The organism is Micromonospora sp. NPDC048905 (genome assembly GCF_040649655.1).
GTDB lineage: Bacteria > Actinomycetota > Actinomycetes > Mycobacteriales > Micromonosporaceae > Micromonospora.
Genome location: NZ_JBEZFV010000001.1, coordinates 817,997 through 835,844, shown reverse-complemented (window position 1 = coordinate 835,844; position 17,848 = coordinate 817,997). Strand labels below are relative to the sequence as shown.

At 73.0% G+C, this 17,848-nt stretch carries 19 protein-coding genes; 13 read left to right on the top strand and 6 right to left on the bottom strand.

Features of this window, described 5'->3' with window-relative positions:
* Positions 1 to 17 precede the first annotated feature (17 nt).
* Complete coding sequence (locus AB0C01_RS03965) at positions 18 to 959, bottom strand: DMT family transporter (protein ID WP_357570162.1); 942 nt, start codon at positions 957 to 959, stop codon at positions 18 to 20.
* 262 nt (positions 960 to 1,221) lie between these two features.
* Positions 1,222 to 1,482, bottom strand: a complete 261-nt coding sequence (locus tag AB0C01_RS03960; protein WP_355051720.1) for a Prokaryotic metallothionein — start codon at positions 1,480 to 1,482, stop codon at positions 1,222 to 1,224.
* Positions 1,483 to 1,636: 154 nt separating this feature from the next.
* Here AB0C01_RS03960 and AB0C01_RS03955 point away from each other — a divergent pair, with 154 nt between their 5' ends.
* The 3 genes from AB0C01_RS03955 (at position 1,637) to AB0C01_RS03945 (ending at position 3,421) form a co-directional block, all read left to right on the top strand.
* Entirely contained in the window at positions 1,637 to 1,912 is a 276-nt protein-coding gene (locus tag AB0C01_RS03955; protein WP_357570161.1) for a glycoside hydrolase, read from the top strand.
* A 109-nt stretch (positions 1,913 to 2,021) separates the two neighbouring features.
* Positions 2,022 to 2,756 carry a lytic polysaccharide monooxygenase gene (locus AB0C01_RS03950; protein ID WP_357570160.1) on the top strand — a complete coding sequence of 245 codons (735 nt, stop codon included), beginning with the start codon at positions 2,022 to 2,024 and terminating at the stop codon, positions 2,754 to 2,756.
* Between the two features lie 65 nt (positions 2,757 to 2,821).
* On the top strand, positions 2,822 to 3,421 hold the full coding sequence (locus AB0C01_RS03945; RefSeq protein ID WP_357570159.1) for a DUF305 domain-containing protein: 600 nt from the start codon (positions 2,822 to 2,824) through the stop codon (positions 3,419 to 3,421).
* Between the two features lie 31 nt (positions 3,422 to 3,452).
* Here the strand turns inward: AB0C01_RS03945 and msrB are convergent, their stop codons facing one another.
* Entirely contained in the window at positions 3,453 to 3,857 is a 405-nt protein-coding gene (msrB, locus tag AB0C01_RS03940; protein WP_357247712.1) for a peptide-methionine (R)-S-oxide reductase MsrB, read from the bottom strand.
* A gap of 47 nt (positions 3,858 to 3,904) precedes the next feature.
* Here msrB and ligD point away from each other — a divergent pair, with 47 nt between their 5' ends.
* Positions 3,905 to 4,939 (top strand): non-homologous end-joining DNA ligase, encoded by a 1,035-nt coding sequence (gene ligD / locus AB0C01_RS03935; RefSeq protein WP_357570158.1) that lies wholly within the window; start codon positions 3,905 to 3,907, stop codon positions 4,937 to 4,939.
* A 120-nt stretch (positions 4,940 to 5,059) separates the two neighbouring features.
* Positions 5,060 to 6,310, top strand: coding sequence for a DUF222 domain-containing protein (locus AB0C01_RS03930; protein ID WP_357247717.1), 1,251 nt, complete (start codon positions 5,060 to 5,062; stop codon positions 6,308 to 6,310).
* A 175-nt stretch (positions 6,311 to 6,485) separates the two neighbouring features.
* On the opposite strand, the gene AB0C01_RS03925 is transcribed toward AB0C01_RS03930, so the two are convergent.
* Positions 6,486 to 7,223 carry a VOC family protein gene (locus tag AB0C01_RS03925; protein WP_357247720.1) on the bottom strand — a complete coding sequence of 246 codons (738 nt, stop codon included), beginning with the start codon at positions 7,221 to 7,223 and terminating at the stop codon, positions 6,486 to 6,488.
* A 134-nt stretch (positions 7,224 to 7,357) separates the two neighbouring features.
* On the opposite strand from AB0C01_RS03925, the gene AB0C01_RS03920 reads away from it, so the two are divergent.
* From AB0C01_RS03920 to AB0C01_RS03885, 8 genes are all read left to right on the top strand, one after another.
* Complete coding sequence (locus tag AB0C01_RS03920) at positions 7,358 to 7,990, top strand: YdeI/OmpD-associated family protein (protein ID WP_357570157.1); 633 nt, start codon at positions 7,358 to 7,360, stop codon at positions 7,988 to 7,990.
* Positions 7,991 to 8,021: 31 nt separating this feature from the next.
* On the top strand, positions 8,022 to 8,501 hold the full coding sequence (locus AB0C01_RS03915; RefSeq protein WP_357570156.1) for a DUF2975 domain-containing protein: 480 nt from the start codon (positions 8,022 to 8,024) through the stop codon (positions 8,499 to 8,501).
* Positions 8,501 to 8,716, top strand: coding sequence for a helix-turn-helix transcriptional regulator (locus tag AB0C01_RS03910; protein WP_357247729.1), 216 nt, complete (start codon positions 8,501 to 8,503; stop codon positions 8,714 to 8,716). The genes AB0C01_RS03915 and AB0C01_RS03910 overlap by 1 nt, the downstream gene beginning before the upstream one ends.
* On the top strand, positions 8,713 to 8,877 hold the full coding sequence (locus AB0C01_RS03905; protein WP_357570155.1) for a hypothetical protein: 165 nt from the start codon (positions 8,713 to 8,715) through the stop codon (positions 8,875 to 8,877). Before AB0C01_RS03910 ends, AB0C01_RS03905 begins: the two co-directional genes overlap by 4 nt.
* A gap of 156 nt (positions 8,878 to 9,033) precedes the next feature.
* Positions 9,034 to 12,249 carry an ABC transporter permease gene (locus AB0C01_RS03900; RefSeq protein WP_357570154.1) on the top strand — a complete coding sequence of 1,072 codons (3,216 nt, stop codon included), beginning with the start codon at positions 9,034 to 9,036 and terminating at the stop codon, positions 12,247 to 12,249.
* A complete protein-coding gene (locus AB0C01_RS03895) occupies positions 12,246 to 14,954 on the top strand; it encodes an FtsX-like permease family protein (protein WP_357570153.1) in 2,709 nt (902 codons plus the stop codon). Before AB0C01_RS03900 ends, AB0C01_RS03895 begins: the two co-directional genes overlap by 4 nt.
* 1 nt (position 14,955) lies before the next feature.
* Entirely contained in the window at positions 14,956 to 15,951 is a 996-nt protein-coding gene (locus AB0C01_RS03890) for an ABC transporter ATP-binding protein (RefSeq protein WP_357247739.1), read from the top strand.
* A gap of 11 nt (positions 15,952 to 15,962) precedes the next feature.
* Positions 15,963 to 16,688 (top strand): ABC transporter ATP-binding protein, encoded by a 726-nt coding sequence (locus AB0C01_RS03885; RefSeq protein ID WP_357248060.1) that lies wholly within the window; start codon positions 15,963 to 15,965, stop codon positions 16,686 to 16,688.
* A 106-nt stretch (positions 16,689 to 16,794) separates the two neighbouring features.
* Here the strand turns inward: AB0C01_RS03885 and AB0C01_RS03880 are convergent, their stop codons facing one another.
* Positions 16,795 to 17,307 (bottom strand): hypothetical protein, encoded by a 513-nt coding sequence (locus AB0C01_RS03880; RefSeq protein WP_357247742.1) that lies wholly within the window; start codon positions 17,305 to 17,307, stop codon positions 16,795 to 16,797.
* 62 nt (positions 17,308 to 17,369) lie between these two features.
* Positions 17,370 to 17,822 (bottom strand): GNAT family N-acetyltransferase, encoded by a 453-nt coding sequence (locus tag AB0C01_RS03875; protein ID WP_357570152.1) that lies wholly within the window; start codon positions 17,820 to 17,822, stop codon positions 17,370 to 17,372.
* Positions 17,823 to 17,848 lie beyond the last annotated feature (26 nt).

Below are 17,848 nucleotides of genomic sequence, written 5' to 3'. Positions count from 1 at the left end.
GACGATGGTAGGCCGCCTCAGGGGGTGTCTCGTCGAGGCGTCAGGTAGGTGACGGCCACGGCGGTGAGCAGCAGCACACCGCCTCCGACGACCGGCAGCGGAAGGGGCTCGTGCAGCAGCGCCACCGCCAGCGCCGCCGCGGTGAGCGGTTCGAGCAGGGTCAGCACGGCGGCGACGCTGCCCGGGGTGGTCCGCAGCCCGGCGTAGAACAGCGCGTACGCCACCGCCGTGGTGATCACGCCGAGGTGCAGCAGCAGGGCCATGGTGTCGGGGCGGACCGGCACGCCGACCCCGGCGACCACGGCGAACGGGGCCAGGGTCAGTGCTCCGATCACCGTGGAGATGGTGGTCAGCGTCATCGGCGCGACGCGCTGGGACGCCTGGCGGCTGATCAGGGTGGTCACCGCGTACCCGAGGCCGGAGCCGGCCGCCGCGAGCAGGCCGAGCAGCGGCGCGGGCGCGGCGGCGGTGGGGTCCGCCGTCGCCCCGGTGATCAGGGCGAGGCCGACCACTGCCGCGACCAGCGTGGCGAGGGGCAGCGGGCCGGGGAGCCGGCGGGCGCGCACTGACTCCCAGGCCGCGGCGAGCACCGGGGCCAGGCCCAGGCTGACGACTGTGGCGACGCTGACGCCCGCCCACGCCACCGCGACGAAGTAGAGCGCCTGGTAGAGGCCGAGGCCGAGGCCGGTGAGCAGCAGCGGTACGGGTGTCGCGCGCAGGGCCGACCGCAGCGTGCCGAGTCGGCCGGCGGTGCACGCCAGCAGCACGAGCGCGGCGATCGCGAGGCGGTGGAAACCGATGCTCACCGGGCTGAGCCCGGTGCTGTCGCGCAGGAGTTGCACCGCCACGCCGGTGGTGCCCCACAGCACGCCGGTGACGGTGATCTGGATCAGGCCGGTGCGGGTCGGACTCGGGGTCGTGGCCGGGGCGGCCGGCGGCACGGTACGGGAGAGGGACACGAAGGCGCTCCGAAGGGTGAGCCGTTGACGGGGACGACGTCGACGGAGCGCGTACGGCAGGGGGCCGAGCCGGGTCGGTCACCGGGTCGGGGAGGGCGCGGCGCTCCGTTCAGGAGCGCGGCGGGGGCAGAACGCCGAGCAGTGGCCGCATGGCGACGACCGTACCGCAGGATGGTGGGATCGGGCGCGGCGTTGCGGCGCGGCCGGCGCGACGGCGGGGTCGCTCGGGCGGGGCGGGCGAGCGGTCAGGCGGGGCGGGCGGTCAGGCCGGGCGCGCGCCGACGGCGTCGCGGATCTCGGCGCCCTCGGCGCCCTCGACCGCGCGGGCGCAGTGTCCGCAGCAGAAGAAGCGGCCGTTGACCTCCACCCCATGTCCGACGATCTTGACCTGGCAGTGCTCGCAGATCGGTGCCATCCGGTGGATCGCGCACTCGAACGAGTCGAAGGTGTGCACGTCGCCGCTGACGGTGTGCACCTCGAACGCCATCCAGTAGTCGTTGCCGCAGACCTCGCACGTGGCCATGACCAACCCCCTCATTCCGACTTTTCGCCCAGAATGCCGCACGCTGGGACGCGCGCGGACGGAAACGCCGCTCTCCGGCGGCCGGTGCGGCGTGTCGGCTCCGGCGTGTTGTCCGTTGTGCCAGGTGAACCGCCGCAACCCCCGGAGGGTCACAGTGATCAAGCGCAACAAGCTCTTCGGCACCCAGACCCGGGTGACCTTCTGCCTGCCCCGGGACTCCCCGCCCGGCCCGGTGAGCGTCGTCGGCTCCTTCAACGACTGGGAGCCGGGTCGACACGAGTTGGTGATCCGCCGCGACGGCATGCGGACGGTCACCGTGAAGCTCCCGCCCGGGGAGTACGTCTTCCGCTACCTCGCCGCCGACGGCATCTGGTTGGACGACGAGTCGGCCGACCAGGTCGACGACCGGGGCAGCCTGCTCCGCCTCTGACCCCAAAGTCGTCACCATCAATGGATTTATCGATGGGAGTCTTTACTGTTAACAATGTTTAACTTACGTTGGTGGGCACCTACCGGACCCTGGAAAAGGAGCCGCCCCGATGCGTCGAAGAATCACCATCCCGCTGGTGGCGGCCGGTGCCGTCGCCGCGACCCTCACCGTCGCCGTTCCCGCGCAGGCGCACGGCTACGTCTCCGCCCCGCCCAGCCGGCAGGCGCTCTGCGCGCAGGGCCGGGTGCCCGACTGCGGGCAGATCAGGTACGAGCCGCAGAGCGTCGAGGGACCCAAGGGTCTGCGCAGTTGCAACGCCGGCATCGCCCAGTTCGCCGTCCTCAACGACGACAGTCGGGGCTGGCCGGCCGCCTCGGTCGGCAGTTCGCTGACCTTCACCTGGGTGAACACCGCCCGCCACGCCACCAGCAACTGGGAGTACTGGATCGGCAACACCCGCGTCGGCGTGGTCAACGGCAACGGGCAGCAGCCGGGCGCGACGGTCTCGCACACCGTCAACCTGGGTGGCTTCTCCGGACGCCAGAAGATCCTCGCGGTGTGGAACATCTCCGACACCGCGAACGCCTTCTACTCCTGCATCGACGTGCAGATCGGCGGCGGCGGGTCGAACCCGACCCCCACCACCTCGCCCACCCCACGGCCCACCCCGACCGCCACGCCGAGCGCGACGCCCGCCCCGGGCGGCAGTTGGGCGACGGGCCGGGCGTACCAGGTCGGTGACCAGGTCACCTACGGCGGAGCGACGTACCGCTGCCGGCAGGCACACACGGCGATCCCGGGCTGGGAGCCGCCGAACGTACCGGCGCTCTGGCAACAGGTCTGACCCCCACGGGTGCGGCCATCGGCCGCACCCGTGTCACCGTCCCCGCGTGAAACGGAGGACCCGGCATGTCCCGTCGTACCCGTCTGGTCTCCCTTGTCGCCGCGGTGCTGCTCGCCGGCGCCTGCGGTGGGTCGCCCACGTCGAGCCCGCCGGTCGTGCCGCAACCGGCCCCCGCCGCGACGGCGTCGGCCGGATCCGCGGGGGCGGGGTCCGCGGCCGACGGGGACACGATGAGCGGGATCGACGTGGTCTTCCTGACCACGATGGTCGGGCACAGCGAACGCACCCTGCAGATCGTCGCGCTGGCCCGCGACCGGGTGCGCGACGACGCGCTGCGCACCCTGGCCGCCGCCATCGAGGCGACCGAGGCCGACGAGCTGTCCGCGATGCGCGGCTGGTTGCCCACGGCCGGGCCGGGTGCCGGCGCGGGCGCGCACCAGCACGACGGGCACGGCGACGACGGCGCGCTCGACCGGCTGCGGACCGCGCCCGACCCGGACGTCGACCGCGCGCTGCGCGAGGTGCTCGCCGACCACCAGCGTGCGGCGGCCGACCTGGCCCGAGCCCAGGTCGGCGTCGGCCGAAACGAGCAGGTCCGCGACCTGGCCCGGCGGATCGAGCAGTCCCGGACCGCCGAGGTCGAGCTGCTCCGGGGTACGCCGTGAACGCGCGTCGACCGCGCCCGCACAGCTCAGGTCAGCGGGGTTCCAACCGGACCGAGATCGAGTTGACGCAGTGCCGGGTGTCCTTCGGGGTGAAGCCCTCGCCGTGGAAGACGTGCCCGAGGTGACTGTCGCAGCGGGCGCAGCGGATCTCGGTGCGCGCCATGCCGAGGCTGCGGTCCTCGATCTCCTTCACCCGGCCCGGGATGGCGTCGTCGAAACTCGGCCAGCCGCAGTGCGAATCGAACTTCGTGTCGCTGGAGAAGAGTTCCAACCCGCAGGCGCGGCAGTGGTAGACCCCCTGGGTCTTCGTGTCCACGTACTCGCCGACCCACGGGCGTTCGGTGCCGGCCTCCCGCAGGACGTGGAACTCCTCGGGGGTCAACCGGACCCGCCACTCGTCGTCGGTGCGGGGCAGCTCGTTGTCGTCAAGACTCACCCCTCAACGGTACGTCGAACGTCGGGGGTGTGGCATAAGGTCGCGAGATGGCGGGCACCAAGGCAGCGGTCACCGAGGTCGAGGTGGCCGGGCACACCGTACGACTGAGCAGTCCGGACCGGGTGATCTTCCCCCAGCGGGGCTTCACCAAGGCGGACGTCTTCCACTACTACCTCGCGGTGGGCGACGGGATCATGCGTGCCCTGCGGGAGAGGCCCACCACGCTGCAACGCTTCCCCGAGGGCATCGAGGGTGAGGCGTTCTTCCAGAAACGCGTGCCCACCCGAGGGGTGCCGCCCTGGCTGAGCACCGCCCAGATCACCTTCCCCAGCGGTCGCAGTGCGGCGGAGCTGTGCCCGGCCGATCTGGCGCACGTGGCCTGGGCGGCACAGATGGGCACCATCGTCTTCCACCCCTGGCCGGTGCGCGCCGCCGACGTCGACCGACCCGACGAGCTGCGCATCGACCTCGATCCGCAGCCCGGCACCGACTTCGCCGACGCGGCGCGGGCCGCCGCAGGGGTCCGCGCGGTCCTCGACGAGCTGGGCGTGGCCGGCTGGCCGAAGACCTCCGGTGGCCGGGGTGTGCACGTCTACCTGCGCATCCAGCCCCGCTGGACGTTCACCGAGGTGCGTCGGGCCACCATCGCGCTCGCCCGGGAGGTGGAACGCCGCCACCCCGACCTGGTCACCACCTCCTGGTGGAAGGAGGAGCGCGGCAACCGGGTCTTCGTCGACTTCAACCAGACGGCCCGGGACCGGACGATCGCCTGCGCGTACTCGCTGCGGGCCAACCCACGGGCCACCGTCTCGACCCCGGTCAGCTGGGACGAGCTGCCCGACGTCGACCCGGACGACTTCGACCTGCGTACCGTGCCGGCCCGGCTCGCCGAGCGGGGCGACCCGCACGCCGACATCGACGACGCCCCGTGGGACATCACGCCACTGTTGGAGTGGGCCGAGCGGGACGCCGCCGCCGGCCAGGGCGACCTGCCGTACCCGCCGGACCACCCGAAGATGCCCGGCGAACCCAAGCGGGTGCAGCCCAGCCGCGCCAAGCGCACACCCGACGAAAGCGCCTGAGCGAGGCGCGGTGGCGTCCTCGCTGGACGTCGGTCACCGGGTCCATCCAACGAACCTCTCCCATGCCAGACGAATGTCATCGCGAGCGAAGTTGTCGTACACCTGTTCTAGGGTTTGGGTGTGATCGATGAGTTGGTGCGGGCGGAGGGTGCGGTGGCGGCCTGCACCGACGCGGCCGCCTGGGCTCTCGCCGAGCAGGAGCTGATCGATGCTCTCGACGCCGCGCACCGCGTCGAGCAACGTCTTGCCGCCGTCAAGCTGGCGTTGGTGCGTGAGTTGGACGGTCGCGGCACCGCACTGACGCAGGGCGCTTCCAGCACGGCGGTCTGGTTGCGCGAGCGACTGCGGCTGACAGTTCCCGCCGCGCGCCGGCTGGTCGACCTCGCGGCCCGCGTCGACGCGGCCCCGAGCGCCGTGCGGGATGCCTTGACGAGCGGCGCGGTCAGCGTGGAGCAGGCCCGGGTCATCGCTGACACCGTCGCCACCGTGCAGACGGCCGCCGGGCCGGAGGTCGCCGACAAGGCCGTCGGCGTGCTGGTCGACTGGGCCGGCCAATTCGACCCCACCCTGTTGCACAGGCTCGGCAGCCGCATCCTCGACCACGTCGCCCCCGAGATCGCCGACGCCGCAGCCGCGGCGGCCCTGGAGGCCGAGGCCGCTCGCGCCGCCCGCGACCGGCACCTCACCGTCTCCGAGCAGACCGGCGGGCAGCTACGGCTCAGCGGCATCCTCGACGCGGAGACCGCCGCGCTCGTGCGCGCCGCCATCGACCCGCTCAGCGCACCCAGTGCAGCCGACGACACGCGCACCGCCGGCCAGCGTCGGCACGACGCCCTCGCCGACGTGTGCCGGCTGGCTCTGCGCACCGGTGAGCTACCGGAGCAGGGCGGCGACCCGGCCCAGCTCGTCGTCACCACTGGCTTCGACGAGCTGACGCGGCGGTTGCGCGCCGGCGCGCTCGACGTCGGCCCGCGGCTCACCCCGGAGACGGTGCGTCGGCTCGCCTGCGACGCCGCCGTCCTGCCGGCCGTGCTGGGCGGTGCCGGTCAGGTCCTCGACGTCGGCCGGCAACGCCGCCTCATCAGTGGTCCGCTGCGGCGTGCGCTGGTGCTGCGCGACGGAGGCTGCGCCTTTCCCGGCTGCGACCGGCCGCCCCGCTGGTGCGCCGCCCACCACATTCGACACTGGGTCGACGGCGGCCCGACCAGTCTCGACAACGCGGTGCTGCTCTGCGGCCACCACCATCGGCACCTGCACCAGGGCGAGTGGGCGGTTCGGCTGGGGGGCGACGGCAACCCGGAGTTCGTCCCGCCGGCCTGGCTCGACGCCGACCAGATCCCGCGTCGCAACCACTACCACCGGCGGACGTGACCGATCCCAAGCGGCCCCGAACCGGCGACCGAGGTGCGAGGCGGCTCGGGGGATGCCCGCCGCCGCCGGGGCGTCATGGCGTCCAGGTGTCCCGGTGGACGTGCCGCGTGGATGACGCGGGTTCGGCTCAGCGCGGGTTCGGGTCAGCGCGGGTTCGGGTCAGCGCAGGTTCAGGTCAGCCTGGAGTGAGGACGCAGAACTCGTTGCCCTCGGGGTCGGTGAGGACCTTCCAATGGATCTCGCTCGGGCTCAGGTCGACGGCGGTGGCGCCGAGGGCCTGCAGCCTGGCCGCCTCCGCCGCCAGGTCGTCGCCTGGATAGGGGCGGACGTCGAGATGGACGCGGTTCCACCCGGTCTTCACGTCGGGGGTGCGGACGAACCGCAGATATGGGCCAACGCCCTTGGCGGAGCGCAGCACCGCGCTCTGGTCGGTCACCTCGTGCGAGGTCCAGTCCGTGGCCGTGTCCCAGAAGCTGGCCATGGCCCGTGGATCCGCGCAGTCGACCACCACGGCGGCGATCGGGCCGGTGTCCCGGTAGAGCGGTCGGGGGTCCAGCACGCAGAACTCGTTGCCCTCCGGGTCGGCCAGGACCGTCCAGGGCACATCGCCCTGACCGATGTCGACTGGTGTCGCGCCGAGATCCCGCAGGCGCGTGACCAGTTGCGCCTGCTGGGCCGCGGAGGAGGTGGCGAGGTCGACGTGTACGCGGTTCTTCACCGTCTTGGGTTCCGTCGAGACGACGAGGTCGACGCAGACGGCGACGGGATCGGGGTAGACGAAGCCCTCGGGTTCGAGGTTTGTCACGCCGGGTCCCTCGCTGGAGATTCCCCAGCCGAGCGCCTGCGCCCAGAAACCGCCGAGTGCGGCGTCGTCCCGAGCCTTCATGTTGATCTGCACAAGCCGTGTTGCCATGGCGACGATGGTAGAGCCTGACCGGACGGCGGTGGCCGTGACGTCGGCCCGGGCGTCGGCCATGCGTCCGCCCCGGCGTCGGTCCTGGTGTCCACCGGGGCGTCGGTGTCGGCCGTGGCGGTTAGCCTGCCGCCATGGTGAGCCCAGAGCTGGATGAGTTGATCGTCGCGGACAACGCGGCCCTGCGCGCGTGGTTGTCGGCCAACCACGCCACATCGCCCGGTGTCTGGCTCGCCCTGACCAAGAAGGGCGGCACGGTCACGACGCTGACCTGGCAGCAGGCGGTCGACGAGGCCCTGTGCTTCGGCTGGATCGACGGGCAGGCCCGGAAACGGGATCAGGAGAGCTCCTGGATCCGGTTCACCCCGCGCCGGGCCCGTAGTGCCTGGTCGCAACGCAACGTCTCCCACGTGGCCCGACTGGAGGCGGAGGGGCTGATGCTGCCCTCGGGTCGCGCCGCGGTGGAGGCCGCGAAGGCGGACGGGCGCTGGTCGGCTGCCTACGCCCCGCCGTCGGAGGCCGAGGTGCCGGCCGATCTCCTCGCCGCCATCGCCGCCGACCCCGCCGCGCAGGCCATGTTCGACGTCCTCACCAAGACCAACCGGTTCGCGCTCATCCACCGCCTCAACGCCGTCAAGCGGGCGCAGACCCGCGAGCGGAAGATCGCCGAGTTCGTCGCCATGCTGGCCCGCCACGAGACGATCCACCCGCAGAAAGCGAGCCCAGTGGCTGCCCAGGCGGGAGATGACGCTTCGGAGATCGATTGACTTTCGATAGGTAACGAGCGAAACTCGATGCATGGTGACAGAGCATCGAGCGGTAGCCGCTCTCAGGGTTTTTCTCGGGGTGCTGTTCGTGGTCCTGATCGGGTTCCAGACGTTCTCGCTGCCCGGACAGTTCGCGCACATGGCCCAGGAGTCGCCGGAGCAGGCCTACCTCCGGTGGCCGTTGACCGCCATCACGGTGTTCTGGGTGCTGTGCGTCCAGGTGGTCATCGTGTCGACGTGGAAGCTGCTCAGCCTGGTCAAGAACGACCGCATCTTCACCGAGGCGTCCCTGCGGTGGGTCGACCTGATCGTGTGGGCCGTCGGCGCCGCGTGGGTGGTGCTCGTGGGGGTCTTCCTCTACGTCGGCTTCAACGCGGACGATCCGGGTGGTCCGATCCTGCTGTTCCTCCTGACGATGGGTGTCACCGTGCTCGGGCTTCTCATGGTGGTGATGCGTGCGCTGCTGCGGCAGGCGACCACGCTGCGGACCGACATGGAGGCGGTGATCTGATGCCCATCGTCGTGCGCATCGACGTCGAGTTGGCCAAACGCAAGATGAGCGTCGGTGAGTTCGCCGAGCGTGTCGGGCTCACGCCCGCCAACGTGGCGGTGCTCAAGAACGGCCGTGCCAAGGCCGTCCGCTTCAGCACGCTGGAAGCGATGTGCCGGGTCCTCGGCTGCCAGCCCGGAGACCTGCTCGAGTGGGTCGAGGAGGACACCCCGTGAGGTACGTCCTGAGCGTCGGCGTCGTTCTCGCGGTCGCCCTCGGCGTCGCCGGCATCGTGCACGGGGAGGCCGACGACTCGCCCGGCCTCCAGCTCCTGGGCGTCGTGCTCGTCCTCGGAGCGGTGGCGTTCGGCATCCGCAACCTCCGCGGCGGCAGCTAGCCAGCCGTCTGGGCGCGGGCCGGCAGCCCTCCCGAAGCGCGGGCCGGCCCGCACCGACCCCTCTCGTAGTAACGATCATGTAACGGGCGCGAACCTTTCCCGGTGGGTGGCCTGTCTTGATGGTCGTCGGCCCGTCAGGGCCAGGGGAGGCGTCGGATGAAGCTGGTGTGGAGGCGTGCCCGAGAGGCGCGAGGGTTGCTGGTCGCCGCGGTGATCGCGGCCCTGGTCGCCGTCGCGTTGGTCACCGGGCTGTCCGACTACAACCGTCGGGCGGTGGACGCCGGGCAGCGGGCGCTGGTGGCCGCCTCGCCGGCCGAGGAACGCGGCCTCCTGGTCACCGGGTCGGGCGGGCGCGACGCGGCCGAGTTCGCCACCCGCGACGGGGCGGTCCGCGCCGAGCTCGCCGACGGGCTGGCCGGCGTCCCGGTCGGCGTCTCGGTCGCCCGGTTCGGCACCGGACGGGAGCTGACCGGCTCGCTCGGATCCGTGCCCCGTACCGGCGACGAGCCCGTCTTCGCCAACCTGGCCACCCTCGACGACCTCGCCGCGCACGCGGAGCTGACCAGCGGAACCTGGCCACGCCCAGGGGCGAACCCGACCCAGGTGAGCCTCCCGGAGCGGGCCGCGGGTGCGCTGGGCCTCAGCGTCGGTCAACGCATCCCGGTCCGCGACCGGGCCACCGAACGGCGCAGCGAGCTGGTGCTCGCCGGCACCTGGCGGCCCCGCGACCCGGCGGACGCGTACTGGCTGTTGGCCCCCGGGGTGGGGACGGGCAGTGCGGGCTCCGGCACGTCGTACGGGCCGTTCGTCCTCGATCCGGCTGACTTCGCGGCCATCTTCCCCGGCTCGGTGTCGGCGTCCTGGCTCGTCGAACCGGATCTCGCCGGCGTCGACGCGGCCGACCTGCCCGCCGTGCGGAAGGCCCTCACCGAGGCGTCCGCGGCGGTGCCCGAAGCCGCCCAACTGGGCAGCTCCGGCCAGGCGGTGACCGAGATGCCCCAGCTGCTGGACCGGATGGGCCGCGCCGACCTGGTCGGCCGTTCCGCGCTGGCCACCCCGCTGCTGCTCATCCTGGTGCTCGGCGGGTACGCGCTGGTGCTCGTCGCCGCGCTCCTGCACGAGGACCGTCGCGCGCAGACCGCACTGCTGCGTGCTCGCGGCGCCGCCCGCCGACAGTTGGCCGGCCTGGCCGCCCGCGAGGCGACCCTGGTGGTCGCCCCCGCGGTCCTGCTCGCGCCGGTGATCGCCGGTGTGGCGCTGCGATTCGTCCGACCCGGCGGTGCCGAGCAACTGTCCAGCGCCGGCGGCAGCACCGTCCTGGTCTGGGCGGCCGCCGCCGCCACGGCCGCCGGCTGCCTGGTGGTCATGGTCGCCCCGACGCTGCGCGGCGCCGGCACGTACGTGGCCGACATGGCCGCCCGCTCCCGCCCGAACCGGGCGGCGAGCGTCCAGCGGGCCAGCGTCGACCTGGTGCTCGTGGCGCTCGCCGTGCTCGCCTGGGTGCAGCTGCGCCGGTACGCCTCGCCGCTGGCCGGCTCGGGCGGCCGGCTCGGTCTCGACCCGCTGCTGATCGCCGCCCCGACACTCGGGGTGCTGGCGGGTGCCGTGCTGGCGCTGCGGGTGCTGCCGCCAGTCACCCGGTTCGCCGAGCGGTTCGTCGACCGGCGGCCCTGGACGGCCACCATGTTCGGCATGTGGCAGGCCGGTCGCCGTCCGCACGCCGGCCCGGTGCTGCTGCTCGCCCTCGCCGTCGGTGGCAGCACCCTGGCCTGGTCCCTGATCAGCACGGGGGAGCGGTCCCAGGTCGAGCAGGCCGGGCACACGGTCGGCGCCGACCTGCGGGTCACCGAACGAGCCGGGGCCGCCCCCCTCACCCGGGCCGGTGAACTCGCCGCGCTGCCGGGCGTCCACCGGGTGTTGCCGGCGTGGCGGGACGACATCCGGGTCGGCCGGGCGGACCTGCCGGTGACCGTCGTCGGTATCGACCCGGCCAGCGCCCCCGGGGTCGTCCGACTCCCCGACCGTCTCAGCGATGATCCGGTGTCGGAGCAGTACCGGCGCATGATCCAGGCGCGCGGTGCCAGCGGGGGAGTCGAGCTGCCGGAGGGCACCCGGGCGGTCACCGGCACTGTCCGTACGCCTCTCGAACAACCCACCGAGCCTGTCGACGAACCCATCGAGCCGCACCGGATCGCGGTGACGCTGCTGTTCACCACCACCGACGGCCTCGCCTTCCGGCTGCCGGCGGTCGAGGCACCGAGCACCGGGGAGGCCACGCGGTTCACGGTCACGCTTCCGGACGTGGGCGAGGCGCGGCTGCGGCTGGCCGGCTTCGAGGCCGACGCCGGGTACGCGGCCGGCATGTCGTACCCGTTCCAGGTGCAGGGGTTGGCGTTCGTCGATGGTGGCGGTACGACCCGGCCGGCGGAGCTGACCGGTGACTGGACGGTGACCTGGCCCGGTGGGCCGCGCGCGCCGGTGGAGTCGAGCGGTGCCGGGTTCGTCGCCAACCGTCCCATCCGGCTGATCGCCGAGGAGGGACGGCCGGACCGGCCGGAGGGCCAGTTCGTCGTCGTGCCGGGAGCGGCGAGCGCGCCGGTCGCCGGCGTCCCGGTGCTGATGACCCCCCGGGTACGCGAGGCGCTGAGCCTTCACCTCGGCGACACCGTCGAGCTGGCGCTCTCCGGGGTGACGCTGCGGGTCCACCTGGTCGGTGAACTGGAAGCCGTGCCGACGACCACCGGCGAGGGCGTACTGCTCGACCTGCCGGCGGCGGTCGACGCGCTTGTCGGATCCGGCGGGACGATCCGCCCGACACCGGAGTGGTGGATCGGCGCCACCGACGCGATGGCCGCCGCCGGAGCGGCCGAGGAACTGCCGGGAGTCACCGTCCTCAACCGGGAAGCGGTGATCACGGCCGCGGCCGACGACCCGTACTGGCAGGGTTCGCGGACCGGGATGCTCGCCGCGGCGCTCGGCGCGGTGCTGCTCGCCATCGTCGGCCTGATGGTGGACGTCTGGGCGACCGCCCGACGCCGACTCAGTGAGTTCGCGGTCCTGCACACCCTCGGCGCCACGCCCCGACTGCTGGCTCGGGCGCTGCTAGCCGAACAGGCGTTCCTCGCCGGCATCGGCGTGGGGGTCGGTCTGCTGCTCGGCGCCGTGGTCGGAGCCACCATGGCCCCGCTCGTCATCCTCACCCCGGCCGCCGGTCGGCCGATCCCCCCGGCGACGTTCGCGCTGCCCTGGGTGCCGATCGGTCTGACCGCGGTCGGTCTGCTGCTGGCGGCGCTCGCCTTCAGCGCGTTCATCGCCTCCGGCATCCGGCAGCGGGTGGCGGCGGTACAGCTGCGAATCGGGGGAGAACGATGAGCGTCGGCGCGGTGGCCCGGCGGGTCCGGGTGTACGGCGGGCAGTTCCTCCTGCTGGCGGTGCTGACCCTGGTGGTCACGCTGCTGATCAGCGGCGTGCCCCGGCTGGTCAACCAGCTCGCCGAAGAGGGGCTCCGGGCGCAGTTGAACAGTGAGCTGCCGGCCCGGCGGGACCTCTCGTACAGCACCGCCGTGGTGACCGCCCCCGCCCTGAAGCCGGCGATGGCCTACGGCCGCGAGCGGTTCGACGCGCTGGCCGCGGGCCTGCCGCCGCAGGTGCGCTCGGCGGTGTCCGAGCGGTGGTACAACGTGGACGCGCAACCGGCCCGCGTGGTCGGCCCGGACCTCAAGGCCCGCAACCTGCTCGTCGACCTGGGTCTGCGGGGCATGCCCGGCGTCCAGGACGCCAGCACCCTCGTCGAGGGGGCGTGGCCGAGCGAGACGTACCTTCCCGACCGGCCGATCGAGGTGGCGCTCGACGCCGACGTGGCCGGCAAACTCAACCTGCGCACCGGAAGCCAACTGCGCATCGGCCGGGTCGATGAGCAGAAGCGTCTCCACGACGCCGTCCCGCTGACCGTGGTCGGGCTGTACCGCCCCGTCGACCGTACGAGCGGCATCTGGGACGGGCTGCCATCGATGCTCCAGATCATCCCACCGGAAGGGGACGCTCAGCCGTTCATCGCCTCCGGGGTCGTCGCCCAGTCGACCCTCGACAAGCGGGCCGCGGAGGGGTGGCCGATCCGGTCGAACTGGCGGTACCGGCTGGGCGCCGACAAGATCGATACGCGGCAGCTGGACCAGCTGATCGACGGCCTCCAGGAGACGCAGCTGCGTAGGCCTGCCGACCTCTCGCTGGCCCAGGGCATCGACATCCCGTTGCGCGCGTTCGCCGCCCAGGTCAACGCCGCCCGGACCCTGCTGGCGGTGATCGCGGCCGGCGTACTGGCCACGCTGGCCGGGCTGATCGTCCTCGCGGCGACCCTCGCCACCCGGCGGCGTCGGGCGGAGTTCGTGCTGATCCGGGCGCGTGGCGGTGGGAGCACGGCCGGCGCCCGACGCAGCCTCGCCGAGTCACTGCTGGTGGTGCCGGTCGCCGCCGCGCTCGGCTGGTGGCTGGGCACCCTGTTCCCGGGCGCCCCGGACCCGAGCACCCCGTACGCGATCGCCGCGACCGTGCTGGTCACCCTGGCCCTGCCGCTGGCCACGCTGGCCGTGCCGACCGGCGGGGCGTCGCGCCGAGACCTGGTCCGGATGCGCCCGTCGACCCGCCGGCTCACCGTCGAGGTTTCCGTGCTGCTGCTCGCCGTGCTCGCCGCGGTGCTGCTGCGTCGGCGCGGCCTCACCCTCGGTGAGGTGGACCCGCTGCTGGTGTCGGTGCCGGTGCTGCTCGCGATCGCCGCGGCGGTACTCGCGCTGCGGGCGTACCCCTGGCCGTTGTTGCTGGTCAGCCGGCTTGCCGCGCGGAGAAGGGGCAGCGTCGCCTTCCTCGGCACGGCGCGGGCCGGCCGGTCGTCCGTCGCCGCCCCGCTGGTTGTCGTGGTGCTCGCGATCGGCACCGCGGCGTTCTGCGCGGTCGTCGCCGCGGGCGTCGACGCGAGCCGGGACCGGGCCGCCGAACGGATCGTGCCCGCCGACGCGGTGATCCGAGGTGAACGCTTCGCTCCCGACACGATCGACGAGCTGGGTCGCCTGCCGGGGGTCCGGGCCGCCACCGGAGTGCTGTTCGCGTCCGACGAGCGGCTGGCAGCCGACGAACTCGGCACCGACCCGCGGCTCGAGGACACCGCCGTGCTGCTGATCGACGGCTCACGGTTGGCCGAGGTGGCCAAGCAGTCGGCCGTGGATCTGCCGCTACCGGCGGCGTTGCGCACCGCCCGGCCCGAATCGGGGCCGGTGCCGGCGATCGTCTCGCCGGCGGTCGCCGCCGACCTGACCAAGGCCGGACTGGACCGCTCCGCCTTCATCTCGGTGCAGAACCAGCGGTACGAGTTCCGGGTGGCCGGCAGCGAGGACAGTTTCCCCCTGCTGTCGGCGAACACCGACCGGTTCGTCATCCTGCCCTGGCAGGCGCTCCCGGCGCGCCCCACCTCGCCCGTGGCCACCAGCCTGCTGGTCGCCGGCGATCGGCTGGACGTCGAGGCGCTGCGCCGCGCCGGTGACGAGGGACAGTTGCGGTACCAGCAGCAGGGGGCCGTCACCGGGGGGCAACGCCCACTCGGGGTCGTCGTCGACACCCGGGCCGACGTCCGCCGGGATCTCGGCGCGGGCGGCGCGAACGGCGTACTGGCCTTCGGGTTCGTCGCCGGTGCCGTCGGTGGCTCGGTGCTCGGGCTGCTGGCCATCGCGTTCATCGTGCTGGCCGGCGCGCGGGCCCGCGGCCAGGTGCTGTCCCGGCTGCGTACCCTCGGCCTGTCCCGCCGGCAGTGGCGCGGGCTGCTGCTGGTCGAGCTGGCCCCGCTGGTCGGGGTGTCGGTGCTGACCGGCGCGCTCGTCGGTGCGGTGCTGCCCCTGCTGCTCAACCCGGTGCTCGGCCTGTCCGCGTTCACCAGTGGCATGCCGGTCCGGGTGGCCTTCGAGCCCGGCCTGGTGGCGGCGGTGCTCGCGCTCGGGGTGGTCGCCCTCGGCTTCGCGGTCGCCGTCGAGGCCCTGAACAACCGCCGGTTGCGCCTCGGTGAGGTGCTTCGGCTCGGAGAGGAGAGCTGAGATGACCGCTACCGCCCAGACTTCACTGGTGCCCGACCTGGCCTCCCTGCAACAGCGGGCAGCGCAACGCGCCGCCGAGCGGGCCGGCGGGCAGGACCGACTGCGCGGACACATCGTCTGCGACGGCCTGGTGCGCATCTTCAAGACCGAGGGGGTGGAGGTGGTCGCCCTGCAGGGACTCGACCTGGTCATCGACCGGGGGGAGCTGGTGGCGATCGTCGGCGCGTCCGGCTCGGGCAAGTCGACCCTGCTCAACATCCTCTCCGGCCTGGACACGCCCACCGCCGGCATCGCCCGGGTGGCCGACTACGACCTGCTCACGCTGTCCACCAAGCGTCGGCTGAGCTACCGGCGGGAACTGGTCGGCTTCGTCTGGCAGCAGACCGGCCGCAACCTGCTGCCGTACCTCACCGCTGTGGAGAACGTCGAGCTGCCGATGCAGTTGGCCGGCAAACGCGGCGGCCGGGCCCGCCGGGAACGGGCCCGGGAGCTGCTCGACATGGTCGGCGTGGGTTACTGCGCGGACCGCCGGCCGGGGCAGCTCAGCGGCGGCGAACAGCAGCGGGTCGCGGTGGCGGTGGCGGTGGCCAACGACCCGGAGGTGCTCTTCGCCGACGAGCCGACCGGCGAGTTGGACGAGGCGACCGGCGCCGAGGTCTTCGCGGCGCTGCGCACCATCAACGCCGAGCTGGGCGTGACAATCGTGGTCGTGACCCACGACCACGCCGTGGCCACGCAGGTCCGCCGGACCGTCGCGATCCGCGACGGCCGGACCGCCTCGGAGGTACGCCGAACCGCCCGGACCGACGCGGACGGCAACACCGAGCTGGTCAGCGAGGAGTACGCGGTGCTGGACCGCAACGGCCGGATGCAGCTGCCTGCCGCATTCGTCGACGCGCTCGCGCTGAAGGAGCGGGTCCGGCTCGACCTGGAGCCGGACCACGTGCAGGTACGGCCCGGCGACCGGGCCGCGGACGAGCGGGGAGCACGGGCATGAGTCAACGGGACATGGTGGTCACCGGTGCGGCCGGGTTCGACGGCGGAACCGCCGGACAACCGGTCGAGGTGGTCCGGGTCAGCGGTGTGAGCCGCACCTTCGGTCGGGGCGAGCACGCCGTGCACGCGGTGCGGGACGTCTCGTTCAGCGCCAACCGGGGCGAGCTGGTCGCCATCCGGGGCCGGTCCGGGGCCGGCAAGACCACGCTGCTGAACCTGATCGGCGGTCTCGACCGCCCGGACAGCGGTCAGGTGGTGGTGGCCGGGCACGAGGTGACCGCGGCCGGCGAGGCGGAACTCTTGCGGCTGCGCCGGGGCACCGTCGGGTTCGTGTTCCAGACGTTCGGGCTGGTGCCGATCCTCTCCGCCGCCGAGAACGTGGGCGTGCCGTTGCGGCTGGCGCAGGTGCCGGCCGCCGAGCGCGAGCAGCGGGTCGCCGTGCTGCTGGAGATGGTCGGCCTGGGCGGACACGCGGCCCAGCGCCCGTACGAGCTCTCCGGTGGGCAGCAACAGCGGGTCGCGGTAGCCCGAGCCCTGGCCAACGAGCCGGATCTGCTCATCGCCGACGAGCCCACCGGTCAGCTCGACTCGGAGACGGGCCGGTCCATCATGGACCTGCTGCGCGCGGTGGTGCACGCGCGCGGCATGACGGCGCTGGTGGCCACGCACGACCCGGCCCTGATCGACCTCGCCGACCGGGTGCTCATGTTGCGCGACGGCCGCCTGGTCGACGGCTGACCGCTGCGCCCTCGGCTGTGGCTCTGCGCCGTGGCCCTGGGCTGTGGCTCTGCGCCGTGGCCCTGGGCTGTGGCTCTGGGCCGTGGGCCGTGGGCTGCGAACTCGGTCAGCGACCCGGCGGTCGTAGCGCTTTCTCCGTCGTCGGGTTGGCCCGGCCGGCGTCCTTGCGGCCGTTGGGGAGGGCGCCGGCGAGCGGGATCAGCAGACAGCCCAGCAGGGCCAGCAGAGTGCCGATGCCCGGGCCGGTGCCGAGCAGATCGTCCTCGACGTAGGGGTCGTTGGCCTCGAAATACCAGAACACTCCGGTGAGGCTGCCGCAGGCGAGCACGTTGGAGACGAGCATGCCCAGGCTGGCCTGCCGCCACACCCAACGGGACGGACCGGGGTTGGCAAGTGACAGCACCGCGAACACGGCGCCGACCACCGCGAAGGGCAGCGCCCAGCCGATCACCTCGGTGCCCGGTGTGACATCGGTCCGCCCCGGGTAGACGCTGCGCCAGGCGGGCAACCAGAACGCGACGACGACCAGCAGGCCGCCGACCACCAAGAGAGCTGAGCCGATCAGTCGCCAGGGCGGGCGCGACGGTGCGGCGCTCTTGGCAATCGGCGTCCTGCTCATGACAGCGAACGTAATCCGGTCGGGCGAGCCCTGTTGCCCCGCCGGGCGGGCGTGACGGCGGGTCAGAGCGCGAGCTTCATGCCCTCGTGACTGGCCACGAAGCCGAGGCCCAGGTAGAAGCGGTGCGCGTCCGCGCGGGTCTTGTCGGTGGTGAGCTGCACCAGCGCGCAGCCACGCTGCCGGGCCTGGTCGACCGCCCAGGTCATCAGGTCCCGGCCCAGCCCCTGGCCGCGCCGGTCCGAGCGGACCCGGACCGACTCGATGAGCGATCGCTCACTGCCGTGCCGGCCCAGGCCCGGGATGTAGGTGATCTGCAGGCAGCCGACCAGGTCGCCGGCCTGCTCCGCCACGATCAGCTGGTTGCGCGGGTCCGCGTCGATTGCCGCGAACGCCCTCTCGTAGGCCTCGTCGACCTCGGTGAAGTCGCGGGCCTTGCCCAGAACGTCGTCGGCGAGCAGGGCGATGACGGCGGGCAGGTCAGCCCGGACCGCCTCCCGGAAGATCACGTCGGTCATGCCGATGAGCCTGGCACAACGAAACC

Bases quoted from the DNA above. Each gene is read 5' to 3' on its own strand.
- AB0C01_RS03960 (WP_355051720.1), bottom strand. From the start codon at position 1,482: ATGGCCACGTGCGAGGTCTGCGGCAACGACTACTGGATGGCGTTCGAG.
- AB0C01_RS03950 (WP_357570160.1), top strand. From the start codon at position 2,022: ATGCGTCGAAGAATCACCATCCCGCTGGTGGCGGCCGGTGCCGTCGCC.
- AB0C01_RS03945 (WP_357570159.1), top strand. From the start codon at position 2,822: ATGTCCCGTCGTACCCGTCTGGTCTCCCTTGTCGCCGCGGTGCTGCTC.
- ligD (WP_357570158.1), top strand. From the start codon at position 3,905: ATGGCGGGCACCAAGGCAGCGGTCACCGAGGTCGAGGTGGCCGGGCAC.
- AB0C01_RS03925 (WP_357247720.1), bottom strand. From the start codon at position 7,223: ATGGCAACACGGCTTGTGCAGATCAACATGAAGGCTCGGGACGACGCC.
- AB0C01_RS03920 (WP_357570157.1), top strand. From the start codon at position 7,358: ATGGTGAGCCCAGAGCTGGATGAGTTGATCGTCGCGGACAACGCGGCC.
- AB0C01_RS03915 (WP_357570156.1), top strand. From the start codon at position 8,022: ATGGTGACAGAGCATCGAGCGGTAGCCGCTCTCAGGGTTTTTCTCGGG.
- AB0C01_RS03910 (WP_357247729.1), top strand. From the start codon at position 8,501: ATGCCCATCGTCGTGCGCATCGACGTCGAGTTGGCCAAACGCAAGATG.
- AB0C01_RS03900 (WP_357570154.1), top strand. From the start codon at position 9,034: ATGAAGCTGGTGTGGAGGCGTGCCCGAGAGGCGCGAGGGTTGCTGGTC.
- AB0C01_RS03895 (WP_357570153.1), top strand. From the start codon at position 12,246: ATGAGCGTCGGCGCGGTGGCCCGGCGGGTCCGGGTGTACGGCGGGCAG.
- AB0C01_RS03890 (WP_357247739.1), top strand. From the start codon at position 14,956: ATGACCGCTACCGCCCAGACTTCACTGGTGCCCGACCTGGCCTCCCTG.
- AB0C01_RS03885 (WP_357248060.1), top strand. From the start codon at position 15,963: ATGGTGGTCACCGGTGCGGCCGGGTTCGACGGCGGAACCGCCGGACAA.
- AB0C01_RS03880 (WP_357247742.1), bottom strand. From the start codon at position 17,307: ATGAGCAGGACGCCGATTGCCAAGAGCGCCGCACCGTCGCGCCCGCCC.
- AB0C01_RS03875 (WP_357570152.1), bottom strand. From the start codon at position 17,822: ATGACCGACGTGATCTTCCGGGAGGCGGTCCGGGCTGACCTGCCCGCC.